This is a genomic window from Streptomyces sp. NPDC058663 (genome assembly GCF_042716745.1).
In the GTDB taxonomy this organism is placed as follows: Bacteria; Actinomycetota; Actinomycetes; order Streptomycetales; family Streptomycetaceae; genus Streptomyces.
In genome coordinates, this window is sequence record NZ_JBHXRV010000059.1 from 1 (window position 1) to 19,061 (window position 19,061).

The 19,061-nt window shown below is 72.1% G+C and carries 17 protein-coding genes; 13 read left to right on the plus strand and 4 right to left on the minus strand.

The annotated features are described in order from the left end of the window. Positions 1 to 19 precede the first annotated feature (19 nt). Positions 20 to 1,912, minus strand: a complete 1,893-nt coding sequence (locus tag ACFWVV_RS32440; protein ID WP_384356601.1) for a hypothetical protein — start codon at positions 1,910 to 1,912, stop codon at positions 20 to 22. A gap of 286 nt (positions 1,913 to 2,198) precedes the next feature. Here ACFWVV_RS32440 and radA point away from each other — a divergent pair, with 286 nt between their 5' ends. Next, positions 2,199 to 3,608: a DNA repair protein RadA gene (gene radA / locus ACFWVV_RS32445; protein ID WP_384356604.1), complete on the plus strand. Its 1,410-nt coding sequence runs from the start codon at positions 2,199 to 2,201 to the stop codon at positions 3,606 to 3,608. A 101-nt stretch (positions 3,609 to 3,709) separates the two neighbouring features. Further along, positions 3,710 to 4,849 carry a DNA integrity scanning diadenylate cyclase DisA gene (gene disA / locus ACFWVV_RS32450; protein WP_384356607.1) on the plus strand — a complete coding sequence of 380 codons (1,140 nt, stop codon included), beginning with the start codon at positions 3,710 to 3,712 and terminating at the stop codon, positions 4,847 to 4,849. Positions 4,850 to 4,960: 111 nt separating this feature from the next. On the opposite strand, the gene ACFWVV_RS32455 is transcribed toward disA, so the two are convergent. Then, positions 4,961 to 5,827 carry a hypothetical protein gene (locus ACFWVV_RS32455; protein ID WP_384356610.1) on the minus strand — a complete coding sequence of 289 codons (867 nt, stop codon included), beginning with the start codon at positions 5,825 to 5,827 and terminating at the stop codon, positions 4,961 to 4,963. A 187-nt stretch (positions 5,828 to 6,014) separates the two neighbouring features. Between ACFWVV_RS32455 and ACFWVV_RS32460 the strand changes: the two genes are divergently transcribed. The 6 genes from ACFWVV_RS32460 (at position 6,015) to cseC (ending at position 11,745) form a co-directional block, all read left to right on the plus strand. Next, positions 6,015 to 6,641: a phosphatase PAP2 family protein gene (locus ACFWVV_RS32460; RefSeq protein ID WP_384356613.1), complete on the plus strand. Its 627-nt coding sequence runs from the start codon at positions 6,015 to 6,017 to the stop codon at positions 6,639 to 6,641. Positions 6,642 to 6,800: 159 nt separating this feature from the next. Further along, positions 6,801 to 7,772 (plus strand): A/G-specific adenine glycosylase, encoded by a 972-nt coding sequence (locus ACFWVV_RS32465; RefSeq protein WP_384356616.1) that lies wholly within the window; start codon positions 6,801 to 6,803, stop codon positions 7,770 to 7,772. A 144-nt stretch (positions 7,773 to 7,916) separates the two neighbouring features. After that, positions 7,917 to 8,504, plus strand: a complete 588-nt coding sequence (locus tag ACFWVV_RS32470; protein WP_384356619.1) for a SigE family RNA polymerase sigma factor — start codon at positions 7,917 to 7,919, stop codon at positions 8,502 to 8,504. Positions 8,505 to 8,623: 119 nt separating this feature from the next. After that, entirely contained in the window at positions 8,624 to 9,415 is a 792-nt protein-coding gene (locus tag ACFWVV_RS32475; RefSeq protein WP_384356622.1) for a hypothetical protein, read from the plus strand. A gap of 307 nt (positions 9,416 to 9,722) precedes the next feature. Next, positions 9,723 to 10,430: a two-component system response regulator CseB gene (cseB, locus tag ACFWVV_RS32480; RefSeq protein WP_384356625.1), complete on the plus strand. Its 708-nt coding sequence runs from the start codon at positions 9,723 to 9,725 to the stop codon at positions 10,428 to 10,430. 13 nt (positions 10,431 to 10,443) lie between these two features. Next, positions 10,444 to 11,745 (plus strand): two-component system sensor histidine kinase CseC, encoded by a 1,302-nt coding sequence (gene cseC, locus ACFWVV_RS32485; RefSeq protein WP_384356628.1) that lies wholly within the window; start codon positions 10,444 to 10,446, stop codon positions 11,743 to 11,745. Positions 11,746 to 11,796: 51 nt separating this feature from the next. On the opposite strand, the gene ACFWVV_RS32490 is transcribed toward cseC, so the two are convergent. Further along, the gene (locus tag ACFWVV_RS32490) at positions 11,797 to 13,503 is read right to left on the minus strand and encodes an MDR family MFS transporter (RefSeq protein WP_384356631.1); all 1,707 of its coding nucleotides are present in this window, start codon (positions 13,501 to 13,503) and stop codon (positions 11,797 to 11,799) included. A gap of 153 nt (positions 13,504 to 13,656) precedes the next feature. Here ACFWVV_RS32490 and ACFWVV_RS32495 point away from each other — a divergent pair, with 153 nt between their 5' ends. Continuing rightward, positions 13,657 to 14,253, plus strand: a complete 597-nt coding sequence (locus ACFWVV_RS32495; RefSeq protein ID WP_384356634.1) for a TetR/AcrR family transcriptional regulator — start codon at positions 13,657 to 13,659, stop codon at positions 14,251 to 14,253. Positions 14,254 to 14,257: 4 nt separating this feature from the next. Here the strand turns inward: ACFWVV_RS32495 and ACFWVV_RS32500 are convergent, their stop codons facing one another. Continuing rightward, positions 14,258 to 14,857: a M23 family metallopeptidase gene (locus ACFWVV_RS32500; protein ID WP_384356637.1), complete on the minus strand. Its 600-nt coding sequence runs from the start codon at positions 14,855 to 14,857 to the stop codon at positions 14,258 to 14,260. 573 nt (positions 14,858 to 15,430) lie between these two features. Here ACFWVV_RS32500 and ACFWVV_RS32505 point away from each other — a divergent pair. The 4 genes from ACFWVV_RS32505 to ACFWVV_RS32520 all read left to right on the plus strand — a co-directional run bounded on the left by ACFWVV_RS32505 (position 15,431) and on the right by ACFWVV_RS32520 (position 19,056). Beyond that, a complete protein-coding gene (locus ACFWVV_RS32505) occupies positions 15,431 to 15,778 on the plus strand; it encodes a hypothetical protein (RefSeq protein WP_384356640.1) in 348 nt (115 codons plus the stop codon). Beyond that, positions 15,775 to 16,020, plus strand: coding sequence for a hypothetical protein (locus ACFWVV_RS32510; RefSeq protein ID WP_384356643.1), 246 nt, complete (start codon positions 15,775 to 15,777; stop codon positions 16,018 to 16,020). The genes ACFWVV_RS32505 and ACFWVV_RS32510 overlap by 4 nt, the downstream gene beginning before the upstream one ends. Positions 16,021 to 16,108: 88 nt before the next feature. Beyond that, positions 16,109 to 16,456 (plus strand): trypco2 family protein, encoded by a 348-nt coding sequence (locus tag ACFWVV_RS32515; protein ID WP_384356646.1) that lies wholly within the window; start codon positions 16,109 to 16,111, stop codon positions 16,454 to 16,456. 14 nt (positions 16,457 to 16,470) lie between these two features. Then, a complete protein-coding gene (locus ACFWVV_RS32520; protein WP_384356649.1) occupies positions 16,471 to 19,056 on the plus strand; it encodes an NACHT domain-containing protein in 2,586 nt (861 codons plus the stop codon). Positions 19,057 to 19,061: the final 5 nt, after the last annotated feature.

Here is a 19,061-nt window from a genome sequence, read left to right on the forward strand (position 1 = left end):
GCCCGCGCAAGTCCCCGGCCTACGCGGGCGGCGGGGTCGCCGGGGGTTCGGACGGCGGCGGGGTCGTGGGCGGGTCGGACGGCTGACCGCTGGGCGGAGTGGTCGGTTCCGTCGGCGGGGTCGTGGGCGGCGTGGTCGGCGGGTCCGTCGGCGGGCTGGTGGGCGGGTGCGTCGGCGGGGTGGTCGGGGGGTGCGTGGGCGGGTGTGTCGGCGGCCCTGTCGGCGGACTCGTGGGGTGTGTCGGTACGGGCCCCGGGGTCTGGCCCGGTACCGGGTGGGGGTTCCCGCCGTGGCCGGGGCCGCCGCCCGGGTGGTTCCCGTTCTGCGCCGTGCCCCTGCCGGAGACCGCTATGACCGCACCGGAGGGCGAGACTCCGAGCCGCGCGGTCCAGGGGTCAGCGGGTTCCGCGGTCCGGTCGACCGTGATGTGGACGGTGACCGATTCGCCCGGCGCCAGGGTCCCGGAGCTCCGGCTCAGGTGCAGCCAGGGCGCGTGGGACCACATCGACCAGGTGACGGGGCCGGACCCGGACGCGGTGAGCCTGACCACCGTCGTCCCGCCGGCCGGTTCCGCGCGTACGGTCAGCGTGCCCGCGCCGGGCGCGGTACGGCCCGGGGTCAGCACCTTGACTGCGACGCCGCCGCCCAGCGAGAAGCTCGGATCGGGCCTGCTGTGCGTGTTGCCCGCGTTCTTGTAGCCGTCGTAGGGGGCGCCGTCGCGGGCGGTCGCCCCGTCCTCCTCGCTCGCGGTGACCGTGGTGCCGCGGTGCCCCTCGCCGGTCACGGGCGCGCCCCGGTAGGCGGCCCACAGGGCCAGGACCGGAGCCGCCACCACGGTGGCGACCACCGTCGTCGTCACCGCGCGGGAGCGCAGCCGCTCCCGCCGGGCCGCCCGGTCCTTCGGGTCGAGCGGGAAGCCGGAGCGGTCGAAGCGGGGGGTGCCGCTCCTGGGCACGCGCGGGGCGTGCAGCATCGCCACGTACGCCGCCGCCCTGGGTGCCTCGACGAGCGGCAGCCGGCCGGTGGTCGCGCCCGTACCGGGCCAGGGTCCCGCGGCCCCCGCGCGCTCGGCGGCGCGCCGGCAGAGCGGGCAGTCGTCGACGTGCCGCACGAGTTCGCCGCGCAGTGCCGTGCTGAGCAGGACCTGGCTGTCGCCGGTGAGCCGGGTGACGGTCGGGCAGGTGCCGGTCTCGACGACGGCCAGGGCCGCCCGGGTGCGCTCCACTTCGCAGGCGGCAGCGGCGAGCAGTTCGCGGGCGGCCGTGGGGTCGAGACCGAGTACGGCGGCGACCTGCTGGTCGGTGAGGCCGTGGCGCACCGCCAGTTCCAGGGCCTCGCGCTGCTCCGGGGTGGTGCCGGCCGCCTCCGGCCAGGCGAGCCGGGCGAGGTCGGCGTGCCGGGCGCGGGCCACGCTCTCCTCCACCGGAAGTTCCGGTTCCGGGACGGCGGCGGGCGGGCGGTGCGCGCTCTGGCCGCCGTGGGTGGCCTGCCGGTGGCGCTTGTCCTCGGCGAGGCGGCGCAGACAGCCCCAGCGGGCCAGTGCGTAGAGCCAGGCCTTGCGTTCCGCTTCGTCGGAGGGACAGCGGTTGTGACTGCGCTCGGCGAGGGCCAGTACGTCGCCCAGTACCGCGGTGGCCACGTCGTGGTCGCGCAGTACGGAGAGGCCGTAGGTGAAGAGCCCGTCCAGATAGGGCTCGTACCGGGTCGGGGGCCGCTGGGCGAGCGTGCGGGGCGCACGCCGGAGTGCGCGGCGCGCGCCGGTGGCACCGGGACCCGTGCTCCCGGCCGCATCGGCGCTCCGGGACGAGCCCGCGCGCCCCGGGCTGCCGGTGGTGTCCGTGCTCCCGGTGAGGCCCGTGGTGCCGGTGCTTCCCTTGGTCTGCGTGGAGTGCTCCCGCCTGCTGGTCGTCACCCGGCAGACCGTAGGCGCGCCGAACCCGCGCTCTGGCTCTCCTGGCGCCCTTTTAATCCATTCGGGTGAACAGATCCCTCGAAAGAGGTCAGGAATTCCTCATTCCGCCATGTTTTGGCCCTTACCAGTGGCCTATGCCCTTACCCACGGCGACGATCCCGGGCGCTCGGCGGGGTGCGTCCGGGGTGCGGCGGGGTGCATGCGCCCGTGGTGCGGCGGGGTGCGTCCGGGGCGACCCCGGAAGGGCCCCGACGGCGTTGTCAGACCCCGTCTGTACGGTGACGACATGGCTGCCCGTACGAAATCCACGAAGGACAGGCCGTCCTACCGCTGCACCGAGTGCGGCTGGACGACCGCCAAGTGGCTCGGCCGCTGCCCCGAGTGCCAGGCCTGGGGGACGGTCGAGGAGTTCGGCGCGCCCGCCGTGCGTACGACCGCCGCGGGCCGGGTCTCCAGCGCCGCGCTCCCCATCGCCGAGGTGGACGTCCGTACCGCCACGGCCCGCTCCACCGGCGTGCCCGAGCTGGACCGGGTGCTGGGCGGCGGTCTGGTGCCCGGCGCCGTGGTCCTGGTCGCGGGCGAACCGGGCGTCGGCAAGTCGACGCTCCTGCTGGACGTCGCCGCGAAGGCCGCCGACGAGGACCACCGCACGCTGTACGTCACGGCGGAGGAGTCCGCGAGCCAGGTGCGGCTGCGCGCCGACCGCATCCACGCGCTCAACGACCACCTCTATCTGGCCGCCGAGACCGACCTCGCGGCCGTCCTCGGCCACCTGGACGCCGTCAAGCCCACCCTGCTGATCCTGGACTCCGTACAGACCGTCGCCTCGGCCGAGCTGGACGGCGCCCCCGGCGGGGTGGCCCAGATCCGGGAGGTGACCGCGGCCTTGATCCGCGCCTCCAAGGAGCGCGGCATGGCGACCCTGCTCGTGGGCCACGTCACCAAGGACGGCAACATCGCGGGTCCGCGCCTGCTGGAGCACCTGGTCGACGTCGTCCTCTCCTTCGAGGGCGACCGGCACGCCCGTCTGCGCCTGGTCCGAGGGGTGAAGAACCGCTACGGGGCGACGGACGAGGTCGGCTGCTTCGAGTTGCACGACGAGGGCATCACCGGCCTCACCGACCCCTCCGGTCTCTTCCTCACCCGTCGCGACGTGGCCGTCCCCGGCACCTGTCTGACCGTCACTCTGGAGGGCCGCCGCCCGCTGGTCGCCGAGGTGCAGGCGCTCACCGTCGACTCCCAGATCCCCTCCCCCCGCCGCACCACCTCGGGCCTGGAGACCTCGCGCGTCTCGATGATGCTGGCGGTGCTGGAGCAGCGCGGAAGGATCAGCGCGCTCGGCAAGCGCGACATCTACTGCGCGACCGTCGGCGGCGTGAAGCTCTCCGAGCCCGCCTCCGACCTGGCCGTCGCGCTGGCGCTGGCCTCGGCCGCCAGCGACACCCCGCTGCCCAAGAACCTCGTCGCGATCGGCGAAGTGGGACTCGCCGGAGAGATCCGCCGGGTAACGGGCGTACAACGAAGACTGGCCGAGGCGCACCGGCTGGGATTCACCCATGCGCTGGTCCCGGGCGACCCCGGCCGTGTTCCTGCGGGAATGAAGGTGACCGAGGTGGCCGACATGGGCGCCGCCCTGAGCGCCCTTCCCCGCCGGTCCCGCGCACAGGCCCCACGGAGCGAGGAGGAGCGCCGGTAGACTTTGCCCTGGTCTCGCCTGTCCACCGCGTACGCGAGGCGAAGTTGACCGCCCCTCGAAGGGGCGGCCCCGACCGTGACCCCCGTGACCGGAGGAGTGCAGTGGCAGCAGGCGACAGGGCCTCATCACCGGGAAAGTCCGGCGGAGGCTCCAGTAACTCCGGCACGGGCAACGAGGCCCAGATCCGTGCCTCGCTGAGCGCCGTCGCCCCCGGCATGGCGCTGCGCGACGGCCTGGAGCGGATCCTGCGCGGCAACACCGGCGGGCTGATCGTCCTCGGCATGGACAAGACCGTCGAGTCGATGTGTACGGGCGGCTTCGTCCTGGACGTCGAGTTCACCGCGACGCGGCTGCGCGAGCTCTGCAAGCTGGACGGCGCGCTCATCCTCGACAAGGACATCACGAAGATCCTGCGGGCGGGCGTGCAGCTCGTCCCGGACGCCTCCATCCACACCGAGGAGACGGGCACCCGGCACCGTACGGCGGACCGCGTCTCCAAGCAGTGCAACTTCCCCGTCGTCTCGGTCTCCCAGTCGATGCGGCTGATCGCCCTGTACGTGAACGGCGAACGCCGCGTCCTGGAGGAGTCGGCCGCGATCCTCTCCCGCGCCAACCAGGCCCTGGCCACCCTGGAGCGCTACAAGCTGCGCCTCGACGAGGTGGCCGGCACCCTCTCCGCCCTGGAGATCGAGGACCTGGTGACGGTCCGCGACGTCACCGCGGTGGCGCAGCGCCTGGAGATGGTCCGCCGGATCGCCACGGAAATCGCCGAATACGTGGTCGAGTTGGGCACGGACGGCCGCCTGCTCTCCCTCCAGCTGGACGAGCTGATCGCCGGTGTCGAGCCGGAGCGGGAACTGGTCGTACGGGACTACGTGCCCGAGCCGACGGCGAAGCGGTCACGGACGGTGGCCGAGGCACTCACCGAGCTGGACGCCCTGACCCACAGCGAACTGCTCGAACTGCCCATAGTGGCGCGGGCGTTGGGCTACAGCGGCTCGCCCGAGACACTGGACTCCGCGGTCTCGCCGCGCGGCTACCGGCTGTTGGCGAAGGTGCCCCGGCTGCCGGGAGCGATCATCGAGCGGCTGGTGGAGCACTTCGGCGGTCTGCAGAAGCTGCTCGCGGCCAGTGTCGACGACTTGCAGACCGTCGACGGCGTCGGCGAGGCGCGGGCCCGCTCGGTCCGCGAGGGCCTCTCCCGCCTGGCCGAGTCCTCGATCCTCGAACGGTACGTCTGAGACGGACCGTACGTCCGAGGCGGGGGCCGGGCAGATGCCTGCGGCCCCCGCGCAACGACTTCTTCGGGGCGATTCCCAGCTGCCTGCCGGGGGACGGCGCCCCTCCCCGGGTCAGTCCTTCTTCAGGAAGACCGACGCGGGGACCTTCGCTCCGGCCAGCTCGACCACGTACGTTCCCGGCGCCACCGAACCCCCGGCCGGTGCCTCGCACTTCGACGCGTCGCTGCGGCTGCGGTCCCACTCGACGGGCTGGGTGACGGTCCCCTTGGCCGGCACCTCGAACAGCAGCGACTTCGCGCCCTCGGGGCAGTCCTTGGAGGACCAGACCGTCTCGCCGTCGGTGTTCTTGATCTTGACGACGGCCGCAGCGGGGCCGAGGTCCACCTTGCAGGCGGCGGCCGAGGTGTTCTGCGCGATGACCTTGAACTTGGCCTTCTTGTCGACGTCGACGTCGTTCTCGACGGTCTCGATGGTCAACTTCAGCGCGCCGGGTCCGCAGTTGGGGAGCGCCGAGTTCGCCGGGACCTGCTGACCGGTACCACCGGTGCCGCCGGGGCCTCCAGGGCCTCCGGTGCCGCCCGCCGCCGGGCCTCCCGTACCGCCGCCGGACGCGGCCGAGCCGGCGGACGACGCGCCCTGCGACGTTCCGTCCGCTCCGCCGGCCGGGTCCGTACTTCCGCCGCCCGTACCGCCGTTGGCCGCGCCGCCGGCGTCCGTGCCGCCGTCGCCGCCCGGCTCCTCCCGGCCGCCGGGTTCGCCGGGAACCACGGGGCCTGTGCCCGACGGGCCCGGGGTGATCGACGCGGCGGGCGAGGGGCCGCCCTTGCTCTTGCCGTCCTTGTCGCCGTCTCCCCCGAGGGAGAGCACCGCCCAGAGCACCAGCACCACCAGCAGGGCCAGCAAGGACAGCCCGACGGCCCTCCGTCGCCAGTAAATGGAGGAGGGGAGCGGCCCGACTGGATTACGCAGAGATCCCACGGCCCGAACTCTACGAGAGATCAGGGCCCAACTCCTGCCCCACCCGCCGCTGTCGCGGCAACTTTTGCCGATCATCATTCCGGCGCGCACGCCGACGGCCGCCCGGCGACCCCTACTTTCGTCGGGTGCGGGGGCTGACGTTCGCCGATTGTGAGTGCTGCCCACACATTCCGTACCGTCTCTGTTCATGGAAAGCAGCAGCGCGCTCTACCGCGCCATCCTCAACTTCGCGCACTCCACTCCCGGCTGGTTCCAGTTCCTGGCCGAGATATGGACGGAGCTGGGGCTGCTGATCTTCGCCGGCCTGTTCCTGGTGGTGTGGTGGCGCTCACGCGGCGACAGCGCGGCGGCCGTCGCGGTGGCCGTGCTCGCACCGCTGGCGACCGGGGTGATGTACGTGCTGAGCGAGGCGTCCAAGTCGTTCATCACCGAGGACCGGCCGTGCCGGGCCGTCGCGCGGGCCGCCCGGCCGCTGATCGAATGCCCGGAGGTGGGTGACTGGTCGTTCCCCAGCAACCACTCCACGATCGCGGGTGCGGCCGCCGTCGGGCTGATCCTGGCGTGGCCGCGGCTGGCGGTGTTCGTCGCGCCGATGGCGGTGCTGATGGCACTGTCCCGGGTCTTCGTCGGCGTGCACTACCCGCACGACGTCGCGGTCGGCCTGCTGGCCGGCGGGATCGGCGCGGGACTGCTGGTGTGGGGGGCCGCGCGGCTCGCCCAGTCGTCGGTGATGTGGATGCGGGCGAGCAGCATAGGAATACTGCTGTGGTTCGCCGGACCGGGCACCACCCGCCGGACCCGGAGCCTGACCTGACCCGGAGCCTGACATGACCGGCCCGGAGCCTGACCCGACCCGGAGCCTGACACGCCCCGGAGCGTGACATGACCTGACCTGACCCGGAGCCTGACATGACCGCGCCCGTGTCCCGCCTCGGCCGTACGCGCCACGTTTCGTGCCAGGATCGGAAATGCCATGACTGCGACCACTGAGTTCACCCCCGAGACCGAGACCGCACCCGAGACCGAGACCGCGACGGCGGCCGAGCACGCGACCGGTCACTCCGGCGCCGCGCTGCCCGTCCTGCACCACCACGTCAACACCTGGTTCGACGGCCACGCCCGCGACCTGCCCTGGCGGCACCCCGAAGCGGGCCCGTGGGGCGTGATGGTCAGCGAGTTCATGCTCCAGCAGACCCCGGTCAGCCGGGTGCTGCCGGTGTACGAGCAGTGGATGGCCCGCTGGCCGCGCCCCGCCGACCTGGCCGCCGAGCCGTCCGGCGAGGCCGTCCGCGCCTGGGGCCGGCTCGGCTACCCGCGGCGCGCGCTGCGCCTGCACGGGGCCGCCACCGCCATAACGGAGCGCCACCAGGGCGACGTACCGCGGGAGCACTCGCAGCTCCTCGCCCTGCCGGGGATCGGCGAGTACACGGCCGCCGCCGTCGCCTCCTTCGCCTACGGTCAGCGGCACGCCGTGCTCGACACGAACGTGCGGCGCGTGATCGCCCGCGCGGTGTCCGGCGTCGAGTACCCGCCCAACGCGACCACCGCCGCCGAGCGCAAGCTGGCCCGCGCGCTGCTCCCCGAGGACGTACCGACCGCGGCACGCTGGGCGGCCTCCTCGATGGAGCTCGGCGCGCTGGTGTGCACCGCGAAGAACCCGCAGTGCGGGCAGTGCCCGATCGCCGCGCAGTGCGCGTGGCTGCTCGCGGGGAAGCCCCCGCACGAGGGTCCCGCCCGGCGCACCCAGACGTACGCGGGTACCGACCGCCAGGTGCGCGGCCGGCTGCTCGCCGTACTGCGCGAGGCCACGACTCCGGTGCCGCAGGCGGTACTTGACTCCGTGTGGCACGAACCGGTGCAGCGGGCGCGGGCCCTGGACGGGCTGGTCTCGGACGGCCTGGTGGAACCGCTGGAGGGCGGCCTGTACCGGCTTCCGCACAGTTAAACCTGCTGAGCCGATTTCTTTGTTACACAACCGATGGACAGCCGTGCGTCCTCCGAGCGCTGACCCGCACAACCCCGTGACAAGCCCTCCGTAACTTCGTGAGCACAGGGGCAAGGCAGTGGGAACGGGACGGAGGCGGTTCGAATGGCGCACGGCGAGGTGCTCGGGTTCGAGGAGTACGTACGCACTCGGCAGGAGGCTCTGCTGCGCAGTGCCCGCCGGCTCGTTCCGGACCCGGTGGACGCGCAGGACCTCCTCCAGACGGCCCTCGCCCGTACGTACGGACGCTGGGACGGCATCGCGGACAAGTCGCTGGCCGACGCCTACCTGCGCCGTGTCATGATCAACACGCGTACCGAGTGGTGGCGGGCCCGCAAGCTGGACGAGGTGCCCACCGAGCAGCTGCCCGACGCCCGCGTCGAGGACGGCTCGGAGCAGCGCGCGGACCGTGCCCTGCTGATGGACATCCTCGGAGTGCTGGCGCCCAAGCAGCGCAGCGTGGTCGTATTGCGGCACTGGGAGCAGATGAGCACCGAGGAGACCGCTGCCGCACTCGGCATGTCTGCCGGTACGGTCAAGAGCACCCTGCACCGTGCGCTCGCCCGGCTCCGCCAGGAGCTGGAGAGCCGGGACCTGGACTTCCGCGCCCTGGAGCGCGGCGAGCTGCGGGGCAGCGGTGACATGCGTGGCGGAGTGCGGGGCGAACGGGGGCAGGAGCGGTGCGCGGCCTAGGCAGCGGAAGCGGCGTCGGGAGCAGGCCCGGCGACGAGCCCGGCGACTCGCCGGACGGCTCGTCCGGGGGCAGGCCCGGCGGCAGCTCCGGGGACGGGTCCCGGCGGGGATTCATGGCGGTGAGCACCACGGCGGTGGCCGGGCTCGCCGCCGTCGGCCTGTTCGCCGTCTCCTGCGGAACGGGGGGCACCGGCACGCGGGACGAGGGCCCGGCCCGCTCCGACCCGGTCGCGGCGAAGGTCACCCCGCAGCCGCAGTCCTCGGCGTCCGCACCGGGCGCGGCACCCGCCGAACGGGTCGACCCCGTCGAGCTCCTCAAGAACGACCCGAAGGTCAGCGAGGCCGTCAAGCGGGACCTCAAGCCGTGTGTGAAGGACATCTTCCCGGTCGACGCCTCGTACGGCAGGGTCACCGCGAACGGTTCCGACGACGTCGTGGTCAATGTGATGACCTGCGGTGACGCGGTCGGTATCGGCTCCTATGTGTTCCGCGAGGACAAGGGGAGCTACAAGAACGTCTTCGTGGCGGAGGAGCCCGCGGTGTACGCGGAGATCGACCGGGGTGACCTGGTGGTGACCCGGCCGCAGTACAAGGAGGGCGACCCGGTGGCGTTTCCCTCCGGCGAGGTGGTCGTGACGTACCGCTGGGCCGGCGAGCGGTTCACCGAGCACGACCGGGTGGAGAACAGCTACAGCAAGGGCGTCGGCAACGGCGACCAGAGCGGCGAGGAGCAGAGCGCCGAACAGCGGGCGACCGATCTGCGCAAGAAGGAGGCCGCGGCGAACGCCAGGAGGACCGCCACGCCGTCCACCGCACCGAGCGCCACGCCGACCGCGACGCCGACCGCGACGCCGAGCGCCGGAGCGAGCGCCCGACGGACTCCCACGCCGACGGCCGACCCCGGCGGCTGACGCCCGCGCTGCACGGCCCCGGCCGAGCGGAGCAACCCGGCCCGGGACCGAGCGGAGCAACCCGGGCCCGGGCCTGGCAACCTGGTACGGAACAACCGGGGCCGCCCCCGCCCGGGGCGCCGACGTCCGGCACCCCGTCAAGCACCCCGGACCGACCCGGACCGGACCCGGACCGACCCGGACCGGACCCCGACCGACCCGGACCGGACCCCGACCGAGCAGCGCCCGACCGAGCAGCGCCCGACCCGAGCGGCGCGACAGCAGCGCCCGACCGAGCAGCGGAAGAGCAGCGAGAGAGCAGCACCTCATGGCCGATACCCACGTCCTGTTCGTCGAGGACGACGATGTGATCCGCGAGGCGACCCAGCTGGCCCTGGAGCGGGACGGCTTCACCGTGACCGCGATGCCGGACGGCCTCTCGGGCCTGGAGGCGTTCCGCGCCCGCCAGCCGGACATCGCGCTGCTCGACGTGATGCTGCCCGGGATGGACGGGGTCAGCCTGTGCCGGCGCATCCGCGACGAGTCCACCGTGCCGGTGATCATGCTCTCGGCGCGCGCCGACTCGATCGACGTCGTGCTCGGTCTTGAGGCCGGTGCCGACGACTACGTGACGAAGCCGTTCGACGGGTCGGTGCTGGTCGCCCGGATCCGCGCCGTGCTGCGCCGCTTCGGCCACGCCGCGGGAGGCCCCGGCGCGGGCGGGGAGCCGATGTCCGGCGACGGCGAGGGCGGGCTGCTGACCTTCGGCGAACTGGAGGTGGACACGGAGGGCATGGAGGTCCGCAGGGCCGGCGAGCCGGTGGCGCTGACGCCGACCGAGATGCGGCTGCTGTTGGAGTTCTCGGCCGCGCCGGGCACGGTGCTCTCCCGCGACCGGCTCCTGGAGCGGGTGTGGGACTACGGCTGGGGCGGCGACACCCGGGTCGTGGACGTCCATGTGCAGCGGCTGCGTACGAAGATCGGCCAGGACCGGATCGAGACGGTCCGCGGTTTCGGCTACAAGTTGAAGGCCTGAGGCACGCTCCTTCATGAAGCGTTTCGTGCTCCGCACCGGCATCCGCTGGAAGATCAGTGTGGCCATCGCCGCGGTCAGTGCGCTCATCGCCGTCGCGCTCAGCCTCGTCGTGCACAACTCGGCGCGCGTCTCGATGCTGGACAACGCCCGTGACCTCCAGCTGGAGCGGCTGCAGTTCGCGCAGCGGCTGTTCGAGTCCTCGCGCGATCCCAAGGTGGGCTCCAAGCTCAACGACCCCGCGCTGCCCGACGAGCTGCGCGCCAAGCTGGCGCACGGCCGGCGGGCCACGCACGTCCAGGAGGACGCGGACGGGGTGCCCGAGGTGTGGGCGGCCGTCCCGTACCCGGGTGACGACATCCTTTCCCTGCACACCCGTTTCCCGGGCAACGCCGCCGTGGTCGCGGACCTCGACCGGGCGCTGCTGATCGGTTCGGTGGCGGTCGTCTTCGCGGGCAGTGCGCTGGGCATCCTGATCGGCGGTTCCATCTCGCGCCGGCTGCGCAAGGCCGCGGCAGCCGCCACCGACGTGGCGCTCGGCAACACCCGGGTGCGGGTGCTGGACGCGATCGGCGGTGTCGTACGGGACGAGACGGACGACCTGGCCCATGCGGTGGACGCCCTGACCGACGCCCTGCAGGACCGGGTGGAGGCCGAGCGCCGGGTCACCGCCGACATCGCCCACGAGCTGCGGACCCCGGTGACGGGTCTGCTCACCGCCGCCGAACTCCTGCCGCCCGGACGCCCCACCGAACTGGTGCGGGACCGGGCACAGGCGCTGCGCACCCTGGTGGAGGACGTCCTGGAGGTGGCCCGGCTCGACAGCGCGGCCGAGCGGGCGGAACTGCAGGAGATCGCGCTCGGCGAGTTCGTCTCGCGGCGGGTCTCCTCGCTGTACCCCGACGCGGTCGTACGGGTGGTCCACGAGAGTTACGTGAACACCGACCCGCGCCGACTGGAGCGCATCCTCGGCAACCTCCTCGGCAACGCCGCCAAGCACGGCGCGCCCCCCTTCGAGGTGACGGTCGAGGGCCGGGTCGTGCGGGTCCGCGACCACGGCAAGGGCTTCCCCGCCGACCTCCTGCGCGAGGGCCCGAGCCGTTTTCGCACCGGGTCCACGGACCGGGCGGGACACGGCCACGGCCTGGGCCTGACCATCGCCTCCGGCCAGGCCAAGGTCCTCGGCGCCCGCCTCACCTTCCGCAACGCGCAGCAGAACCGCGGGGCGATCGCGGTGCTGTGGCTGCCGGAGCACGCCCCGACCGCGACGGGCAGCTTCCCCATCGTCAACCTGGCGGACCTGCCCCCGCGCCGGTAGCGGCCTGGCCGCGCCTCAGCCCCGCCAGGGCCGGGAACGGCTCCCCGTGCCTCAGACCTTCTGCGCGACGGCTTCCCGCGTCTCGCCCGGCGCCGCCGGGCCGGCCTGATCCGGCGCCGCGGGCGCCGTGTCCTTGGGTCCGGCTCCCTTCAGTACGACCTCCTTGACGAAGAAGGCCGCCACGAAGGCCACCACCGCGACCCCGGCCCCCACCAGGAACGCCCCGTGCGTGCCGGCCGCGACCCCGTACTGGTACATCTCCCTCACCTGCTCGGGCAGCTTCGCCAGCGCCTCCGCGCTCACCGCGGCGCCCTGGGGGATGCCTCCCTCCGGTGCTCCCCGCACCACCAGTTCGTCGGCGACCCGCGCCGTGAACAGCGCGCCCATCACGGAGACACCGAAGGAGGAACCCAGCGTCCTGAAGAGGGTGGTGGTGGACGAGGCGACGCCCATGTCCTTGGCGTCCACGCTGTTCTGCGCGACGAGCATGGTGATCTGCATCAGGAAGCCCATCCCCGCGCCGAGCACCGCCATGTAGATGCCGGAGGTCAGCTGCGAGGTCCCGGTGTCCATCTGGGCCAGCAGGAACAGCCCGGCCGTGATCAGCGCACCACCCGCGACGGGGAAGGCCTTGTACTTGCCGGTGTTGGTCGTGACCCGGCCCACCACGAGCGAGACCAGCATCATGGACATCAGCATCGGCAGCAGCAGCAGGCCGGAGTTGGTCGCCGAAGCGCCCTGCACGGACTGCTGGAACAGCGGGAGGTAGAGCACCGCGCCGAACATCACGAAGCCGACGATGAAGCCGATCACCGACATCAGGGTGAAGTTCCGGTTCCGGAAGATATGCAGCGGAATGATCGGCTCCGCCGCCTTCGTCTCGACGTACAGGAAGCCCGCGATCGAGAGCACGCCGAGGGCGATCAGCGCGAGGATGCGGCCGGAGCCCCATGCGTACTCGGTGCCGCCCCAGGTGGTGACCAGCACGATCGCCGTGATGCCGACGGTCAGCAGCCCGGCGCCCAGGTAGTCGATCCTGCCCTTGCTGCGATCCTTCTTCGGCAGGTGCAGTACGGAAATGATCATCGCGAGGGCGACCGCGCCCAGCGGGACGTTGATGTAGAAGGACCAGCGCCAGCCGAGGTGATCGGTGAGCGCACCGCCGACCAGCGGGCCGCCGATCATGGCGAGCGCCATCACGCCGGCCATCATGCCCTGGTACTTGCCGCGCTCACGCGGCGGAACGAGGTCGCCGATGATCGCCATGACACCGACCATCAGACCGCCGGCGCCCAGCCCCTGGACCGCCCTGAACCCGATCAGCTGCGCCATGTCCTGGGACATTCCGCTGAGTACGGAGCCGAGGACGAAGACGACTATCGCGGTGAGGAAGATGCCCTTCCTGCCGTACAGGTCGCCGAGCTTTCCCCAGATGGGAGTGGAGGCAGCGGTGGTGAGCGTGTAGGCGGTGACCACCCAGGAGAGGTGCTCGAGGCCGCCCAGTTCGCCGACGATGGTCGGCATCGCGGTGCCGATGATCATGTTGTCGAGCATCGCGAGCAGCATCGCGATCATGAGGGCGAACAGCACGACCCGCACACTGCGCGGCTGCTTCTCCGCCTTGCTCGCCCTGCCCGCCTTGCCCGCCCTGCCCGCCCTGCCTGTATTGCCCGCCGCTGCGCCTCCGGGGCCCGCCGCCCCGCCTCCCGTACCCGGCGCCTGTGACACCAGTGGTTTCGCCATCCCCGTCTTCCCCATGTCCCGCTCCTCTTCCACAACCCGCCGACGCCACTTACTTGCCGCCCGGCAAGTTGGCTACACTCGGGGAAGATAGAGGGCTGACTAGCCGGTCGTCAAGTAAGTTCTGGCGGGTCCCTGTCGTCGAGTGGAACAAGCCTGGGGAGTACGTCGATGAGCAGCAGCACCCGCGGCACGGGCCGGCCGCGCAGGGGGGACACGCGCCAGCGCATCCAGGACGTGGCGCTGGAGATGTTCGCCGAGCGCGGCTACGAGAAGACCTCGCTGCGGGAGATCGCCGAGAAGCTGGACGTCACCAAGGCGGCGCTCTACTACCACTTCAAGACCAAGGAAGACATCCTGGTCAGCCTCTTCGAGGACCTGACCCGGCCGATGGACGAGCTGATCGAGTGGGCCCAGGGGCAGCCCCGCACCCTGGAGACCAGGACGGAGCTGCTGGTCCGCTACAGCGCCGCGCTGAACGAGGCGGCGCCGCTGTTCCGCTTCATGCAGGAGAACCAGGGCACCGTGCGCGATCTGAGCGTCGGCAACGGGTTCAAGGAGCGGATGATCTCCATGGTCGACGTGATGAAGGAGCCCGGGGCTCCGCTGGTCGACCAGGTGCGGTGCATCAGTGCGCTGTTCACGATGCACGCGGGGATGTTCGCGCTGAAAGACATCGAAGGCGACCCCGAGGAGAAGCGGAAGGCCGTCCTCGAAGTCGCCATCGATCTGGTCACGCGGGCCCAGCCGCCGCGGGCCGCGGACTGAGGGGTCAGATGCTCACGCCGACCGAGCGCAGGTAGGCGACCGGGTTGATGGCGGAGCCGTAGTTCGGGGTGGTGCGGATCTCGAAGTGCAGGTGCGGGCCCGAGGAGTTGCCGGTGTTGCCGGAAAGGGCTATCCGCTGGCCCGCGGCGACCTTCTGGCCGACCCTGACCTGGATGCGCGAGAGGTGGGCGTACTGCGAGTAGGTGCGGTCGGCGTGCCGCACCACGATCGCGTTGCCGTACGCGGGGCCGTCACCGCCGCCGTTCGGGCCCGCCTTGACGACGGTGCCGGCGCCGACGGCCTTCACCTTGGTGCCGACCGGGACGGCGAAGTCCTGGCCGGAGTGCTTGCGGGCCCACATGCCGCCGCCCTTGCCGTAGGTGGCGGAGAGCGCGTAACGCTGCACGGGCTTGGCCCACCGCTTGGCCTTGGGGGCCTTCTTCTTGGCCGCGGCCTCGGCCACGACCTGGGGCGCGGCCTCGGAGGCCCGGGCCGGAGCCTTGGCCTCAACGGCGAAGGCGGTCCCGGTGCCGGCCGCGACCGTCGCACCCAGGGAGGCGGCGACGACTGCGGTACGGATGCGGGACGAGACGCGCTTCGACATACGGGCTATACCTCCGGAGTCACGAGAGCCCGGCGGGTTCGCCGGGCTTGCCCCACATTCGTAACCCCGCCCCCGACGCCCGCCCAAACCGCCTCGCTACTAGATCTCCTCGTAGGAGGGCCGGTGGATTTTGGTCCCTTGACGCCCTGACGGACCTTCGGCCACACAGCAAAAGATCTTTACCTCGAGGGGTTTAGCTCCACGCCAGAACGGCCTCGAATGGACATGCCCGCCGGTGGAGCCCGGCTCGGCCCCGCCGGGCCGAAGGTCCCCGGTACCCCCTCCCCCAAAGTCCCGCCGACGGCACGATCGGACCCACTATTCCTCCTAGTAGGGGCGAAATGTCCTGTGTGCCTTGTCACGGGAGGGCGGTGGTGTGAGCCCTGCGGGACCGGCCCGGGTGAGCCCGCAGCGGGTCCCCGCGCGTCAATCCCGCTCCCCCGCGCCACTCGTACGGAGGGCTTGGCGCCGTTCCCCTCGACCCCTGGCACTTCGTGCGCAAGTCTCCACCGCATGAGGGGCGTCGGCGTACCGTGGTGGCGGAGGGCTGTGGCCGGACGGGAGGGGAACCGTATGGGCGAGGACCACACGCACGGGAGCGGCACGGATCCCGGCAGCGACCCCGCGATCACCTGGCACACGGTGGTCAGCGGACGCCGGATCGACCTCCCTGCCACGCTTCCCACCATCCGCGCCGCCCTCACGGCCGCCCAGGCAGCGGACCTGGACGCCGAGATCGCCCGGACGCCCGCCCTCGACCTCCCCCTGGTACTCGCCCGCTGGGCCCTCGCACCGACGGATGCCGCCGAGGAGGACGAGGCGGTCTTCGCACGCCTCGCGACCGGCGACTTCTCGGACTGCGTGGCCGCCTCCGCCGACGAGCCGCGCCCCGGCCCCGACCCCCGCCCGGAAGCCTCATGAGCCGCCTCCGCATCCAGTACGCCCCGGCCGCCGAGACGGCCCGGCACGCGATGCACCCCGACCTCCGCCAGCGCTTCGAACACTCCATGCGCGCCCTCGCCAGAGACCCGTACGGCCAGGGGACGAGAGAGGTCAAGGGCGAGAAGGACCGCCGCCAGGGCGTCGCGGGCGGCGCCGTCGTCGTCTATTACGTGAGCGCGGCGGTGCTGGTGGTGACGGTGGTGCGCATCGTGCACGCGTAGGACGTGCCGGGCTGATACGGGAACTGCGGGCGGCCCGGAATCCGTTGTAGCGGTGGGCAGTTCACGTCACACACAGGGGGTTCCCGTCATGGCCGACGACGACGCGCACGAGTTCGACGGCATCGAGCTGGCGGAGGCGGTGGAGTCCGTGCGCAGCCAACTCCTGGCCGCCACCGCGCGCGGGGCCGGCCAGGACATCGCCTTCACCGTCGGCGACATCCAGCTGGAGTTCACGGTGGAACTGCGCAAGGAGTTCAAGGGCGGCACGAAGGTGAAGGCCTGGGTGATCGAAGCGGGCGCGGACGCCGCCCGGTCGACGGGCCGGACACACAAGGTGTCGCTGACGCTGAAGCCGAAGGTACGGGCGACCGGGTCCGACCTCGATGTGGCCAATGTCCGCCCGGCGGACACCGGTGACTTCGGTGACGTGGACTAGGGAGCCCCGCCCGCATGGCCGCACCCCACCTGTCCGCCTCCTACGACGTCGCCGCGCTGACCGTCGCCGTACTCGGTGAGAGCCAGGGCAGCGGTGTACTCCTCGCGCACCGCGACAGTGTCCTGGTCGCAAGGCAGCACCTCGTACTGACGTGTGCCCACACGCTGGGCACACTCTCGCTGGTGCGGATCGCCCGGCCCGGCAGCCCGGGCACCTGGTCGTACCGGACGGTCTGGCGCGACGATGCGCTGGACGCGGCGCTGCTGGTATCCGTGTCACAGGACACGCCCGCCACGCTGAGCGGTGTCTACCGGGCGGCGCCGCCGGGCGGCAGTGTCCGGCTGAGCGTTCCGGAGACCACCGACCCGCTGCCGGGCTGCCAGATCGTCGGGTTCCCCGACATCCAGCGGTACCAGGGCGCGAAGCTGGACACCGACCAGTTCACCGGCACCGTGCTGCCCGCCGCCGGTCTGATCCGCCGCGAGCTCGTCTTCGAGTTCGACCGCCCGCCCGCCGCGGAACGCGAGGACGGCACCTCCCCGCTGGCGGGTCTCTCCGGCGCCCCGGTCTTCTCCGGCAGCAGCCTGCTCGGCATCGTCCGGTCGGTCCCGGCCGGACGCCACCACCGCAGACTGCTCTGCGTCCCGCTGCGCCGGATCGTGGAGAGTCCCCCGTTCCGCGACGCCTACGCCGCGGCGACCGGCCGTGCCGTCCTTCTCGAACCGATCAGTGGTACCTGCCCCGAGGACCCGGCCTTCGAGAGGGAGTACGCCCTCGCCGTGGGGGCCGCGTACCGCAAGACCAGGATCTTCGGCCTGGACGAGCTCTCCAAGCAGGACGCCGAATGGGACCTCGACACGGCCTACCTGAGTCTGGAGGCGCACTCCGGTGCCGAAACCGCCCGTACCCCGCAGCGCATCGACACCCTCCTCTCCTCCCGCCCCCGCGTCCTCCTGCGAGGCGATGCCGGCGCGGGCAAGACCACGCTCCTGTGGTGGCTGGCCGCGCACGCCGCCGCCGGGACGCACCGCCCAGAGCTCGCCGATCTCAACGGCCTTGTGCCGTACGTCGTCCCGTTGCGTACCCTCCGCGCCCAGGGACGCACCTTCCCCACGCCCGCACAGCTCCCCGCCGCGTCCCGCCTGATGATCGACGAGGCCCCGGACGGCTGGGCGGGCCGCGTCCTCAAGGCGGGCCGGGCGCTCATCCTGGTGGACGGCCTCGACGAGGTCTCCCAGGAGGACCGCGAGGACGCCCGCGACTGGCTGGCCGGCCTGCTGGCCCGTTACCCGGACAACCGCTGCGTCATCACTTCGCGCCCGCTCGCCGTCGCCCCGGACTGGCTCGGCTCCGAGAGGTTCGAGGAATTACGCCTTCTGCCCATGCGCAACGGCGACATCCAGTCCTTTGTTGCTGCCTGGCACAAGGCCGCCCGCTTCGGCGGCAGCGACCCGCACGAGGATCTGACCGCCCTCGAACGGGACCTCTCCCACCAGTTCCGTCAGAATCCCGCCCTCGCGGATCTCGCCCGCACTCCTCTTCTGTGTGCCGTGATCTGTGCGGTCCACCGCGTCCGCCAGGGCTTCCTCCCCGAAACCCGCTGGTCCCTCTACCAGTCGGCCCTGCACATGCTCCTCGGCAACCGCGACAAACGCCGGAGGATCGGCAGCCCCGAGGGCATCGACCTGACCGTGGAGGAACACACCCAGCTCCTCCAGCGGATAGCCGTCTGGCAGGTCAGGGGCGGCCAGTCCGAGTTCACGCGGCTCCAGGCCGTCCGCCAGGTACAGCCCGCCCTCGCCGGAATGGAACGCATCCGCCGCCAGGCCGACTCCGACAAGATCCTCAATCATCTGGTGAACCGGACCGGCCTCCTCCAGGAACGGGTGGACGACTTCTTCCAATTCACCCACCGCACCTTCCAGGATTTTCTGGCCGCGAAGGAATTCGTCGAGGGCGGCCACCTGCCGGAACTCCTCAGTCACGCCGAGGACTCCCGCTGGGAGGACGTCGTCCTGCTGGCCGCAGGCCACTGCAACCGCCGCGACATGACCGAACTCCTGCGCGGGCTCCTCAAACTTGGCACCCGCCCCGTGCTGACCGCCCTGTGTGCCCAGCACGCGACCTGGCTGGACGAGGCGGTCGCCCGCGATGTCCGCAATCTCCTGTGCACGGTCGTCCCGCCCGCCGGTCCTGACCACGCCGCGCAGCTGGCCCGCCTCGGCCCGTCCGTGATCGGGCTGCTGCCCGCGGCCGGGGAACTGAGCACGTCCCAGGCCGAATACACGGTCCGGATGCTGGGCCGGATCGGCGGCCCCGAAGCCCTCGGGTACGCCGGTGAGATCGCCCGGCGCGCCCAGGAGGACGTCGCCCAGGCTCTCGTGGACACGTGGGCCTTCTTCCCCACCGCCGGGTACGCCCGCGACGTACTGGCCCGGCTCGCGGTCCTCCCGTACGAGATCGACGTACGCACCGCCGACCGGCTGGCGCACCTGCCGCTGCTGCCGCCCGAGCACCTCGAAGTGGTCACCCTGCGCGGTACCTACGAGGGACGAAATCTTCACGCACTGCTCGCCGAGGTCCGTCGGCAGCGGCCGTAGCCGTA

What these genes read in the sequence shown, in the direction of transcription:
- radA (WP_384356604.1), top strand. Translation starts at nt 2,199, where the DNA reads ATGGCTGCCCGTACGAAATCCACGAAGGACAGGCCGTCCTACCGCTGC.
- ACFWVV_RS32460 (WP_384356613.1), top strand. Translation starts at nt 6,015, where the DNA reads ATGGAAAGCAGCAGCGCGCTCTACCGCGCCATCCTCAACTTCGCGCAC.
- ACFWVV_RS32465 (WP_384356616.1), top strand. Translation starts at nt 6,801, where the DNA reads ATGACTGCGACCACTGAGTTCACCCCCGAGACCGAGACCGCACCCGAG.
- ACFWVV_RS32470 (WP_384356619.1), top strand. Translation starts at nt 7,917, where the DNA reads ATGGCGCACGGCGAGGTGCTCGGGTTCGAGGAGTACGTACGCACTCGG.
- cseB (WP_384356625.1), top strand. Translation starts at nt 9,723, where the DNA reads ATGGCCGATACCCACGTCCTGTTCGTCGAGGACGACGATGTGATCCGC.
- cseC (WP_384356628.1), top strand. Translation starts at nt 10,444, where the DNA reads ATGAAGCGTTTCGTGCTCCGCACCGGCATCCGCTGGAAGATCAGTGTG.
- ACFWVV_RS32490 (WP_384356631.1), bottom strand. Translation starts at nt 13,503, where the DNA reads ATGGGGAAGACGGGGATGGCGAAACCACTGGTGTCACAGGCGCCGGGT.
- ACFWVV_RS32495 (WP_384356634.1), top strand. Translation starts at nt 13,657, where the DNA reads ATGAGCAGCAGCACCCGCGGCACGGGCCGGCCGCGCAGGGGGGACACG.
- ACFWVV_RS32500 (WP_384356637.1), bottom strand. Translation starts at nt 14,857, where the DNA reads ATGTCGAAGCGCGTCTCGTCCCGCATCCGTACCGCAGTCGTCGCCGCC.
- ACFWVV_RS32505 (WP_384356640.1), top strand. Translation starts at nt 15,431, where the DNA reads ATGGGCGAGGACCACACGCACGGGAGCGGCACGGATCCCGGCAGCGAC.
- ACFWVV_RS32510 (WP_384356643.1), top strand. Translation starts at nt 15,775, where the DNA reads ATGAGCCGCCTCCGCATCCAGTACGCCCCGGCCGCCGAGACGGCCCGG.
- ACFWVV_RS32515 (WP_384356646.1), top strand. Translation starts at nt 16,109, where the DNA reads ATGGCCGACGACGACGCGCACGAGTTCGACGGCATCGAGCTGGCGGAG.
- ACFWVV_RS32520 (WP_384356649.1), top strand. Translation starts at nt 16,471, where the DNA reads ATGGCCGCACCCCACCTGTCCGCCTCCTACGACGTCGCCGCGCTGACC.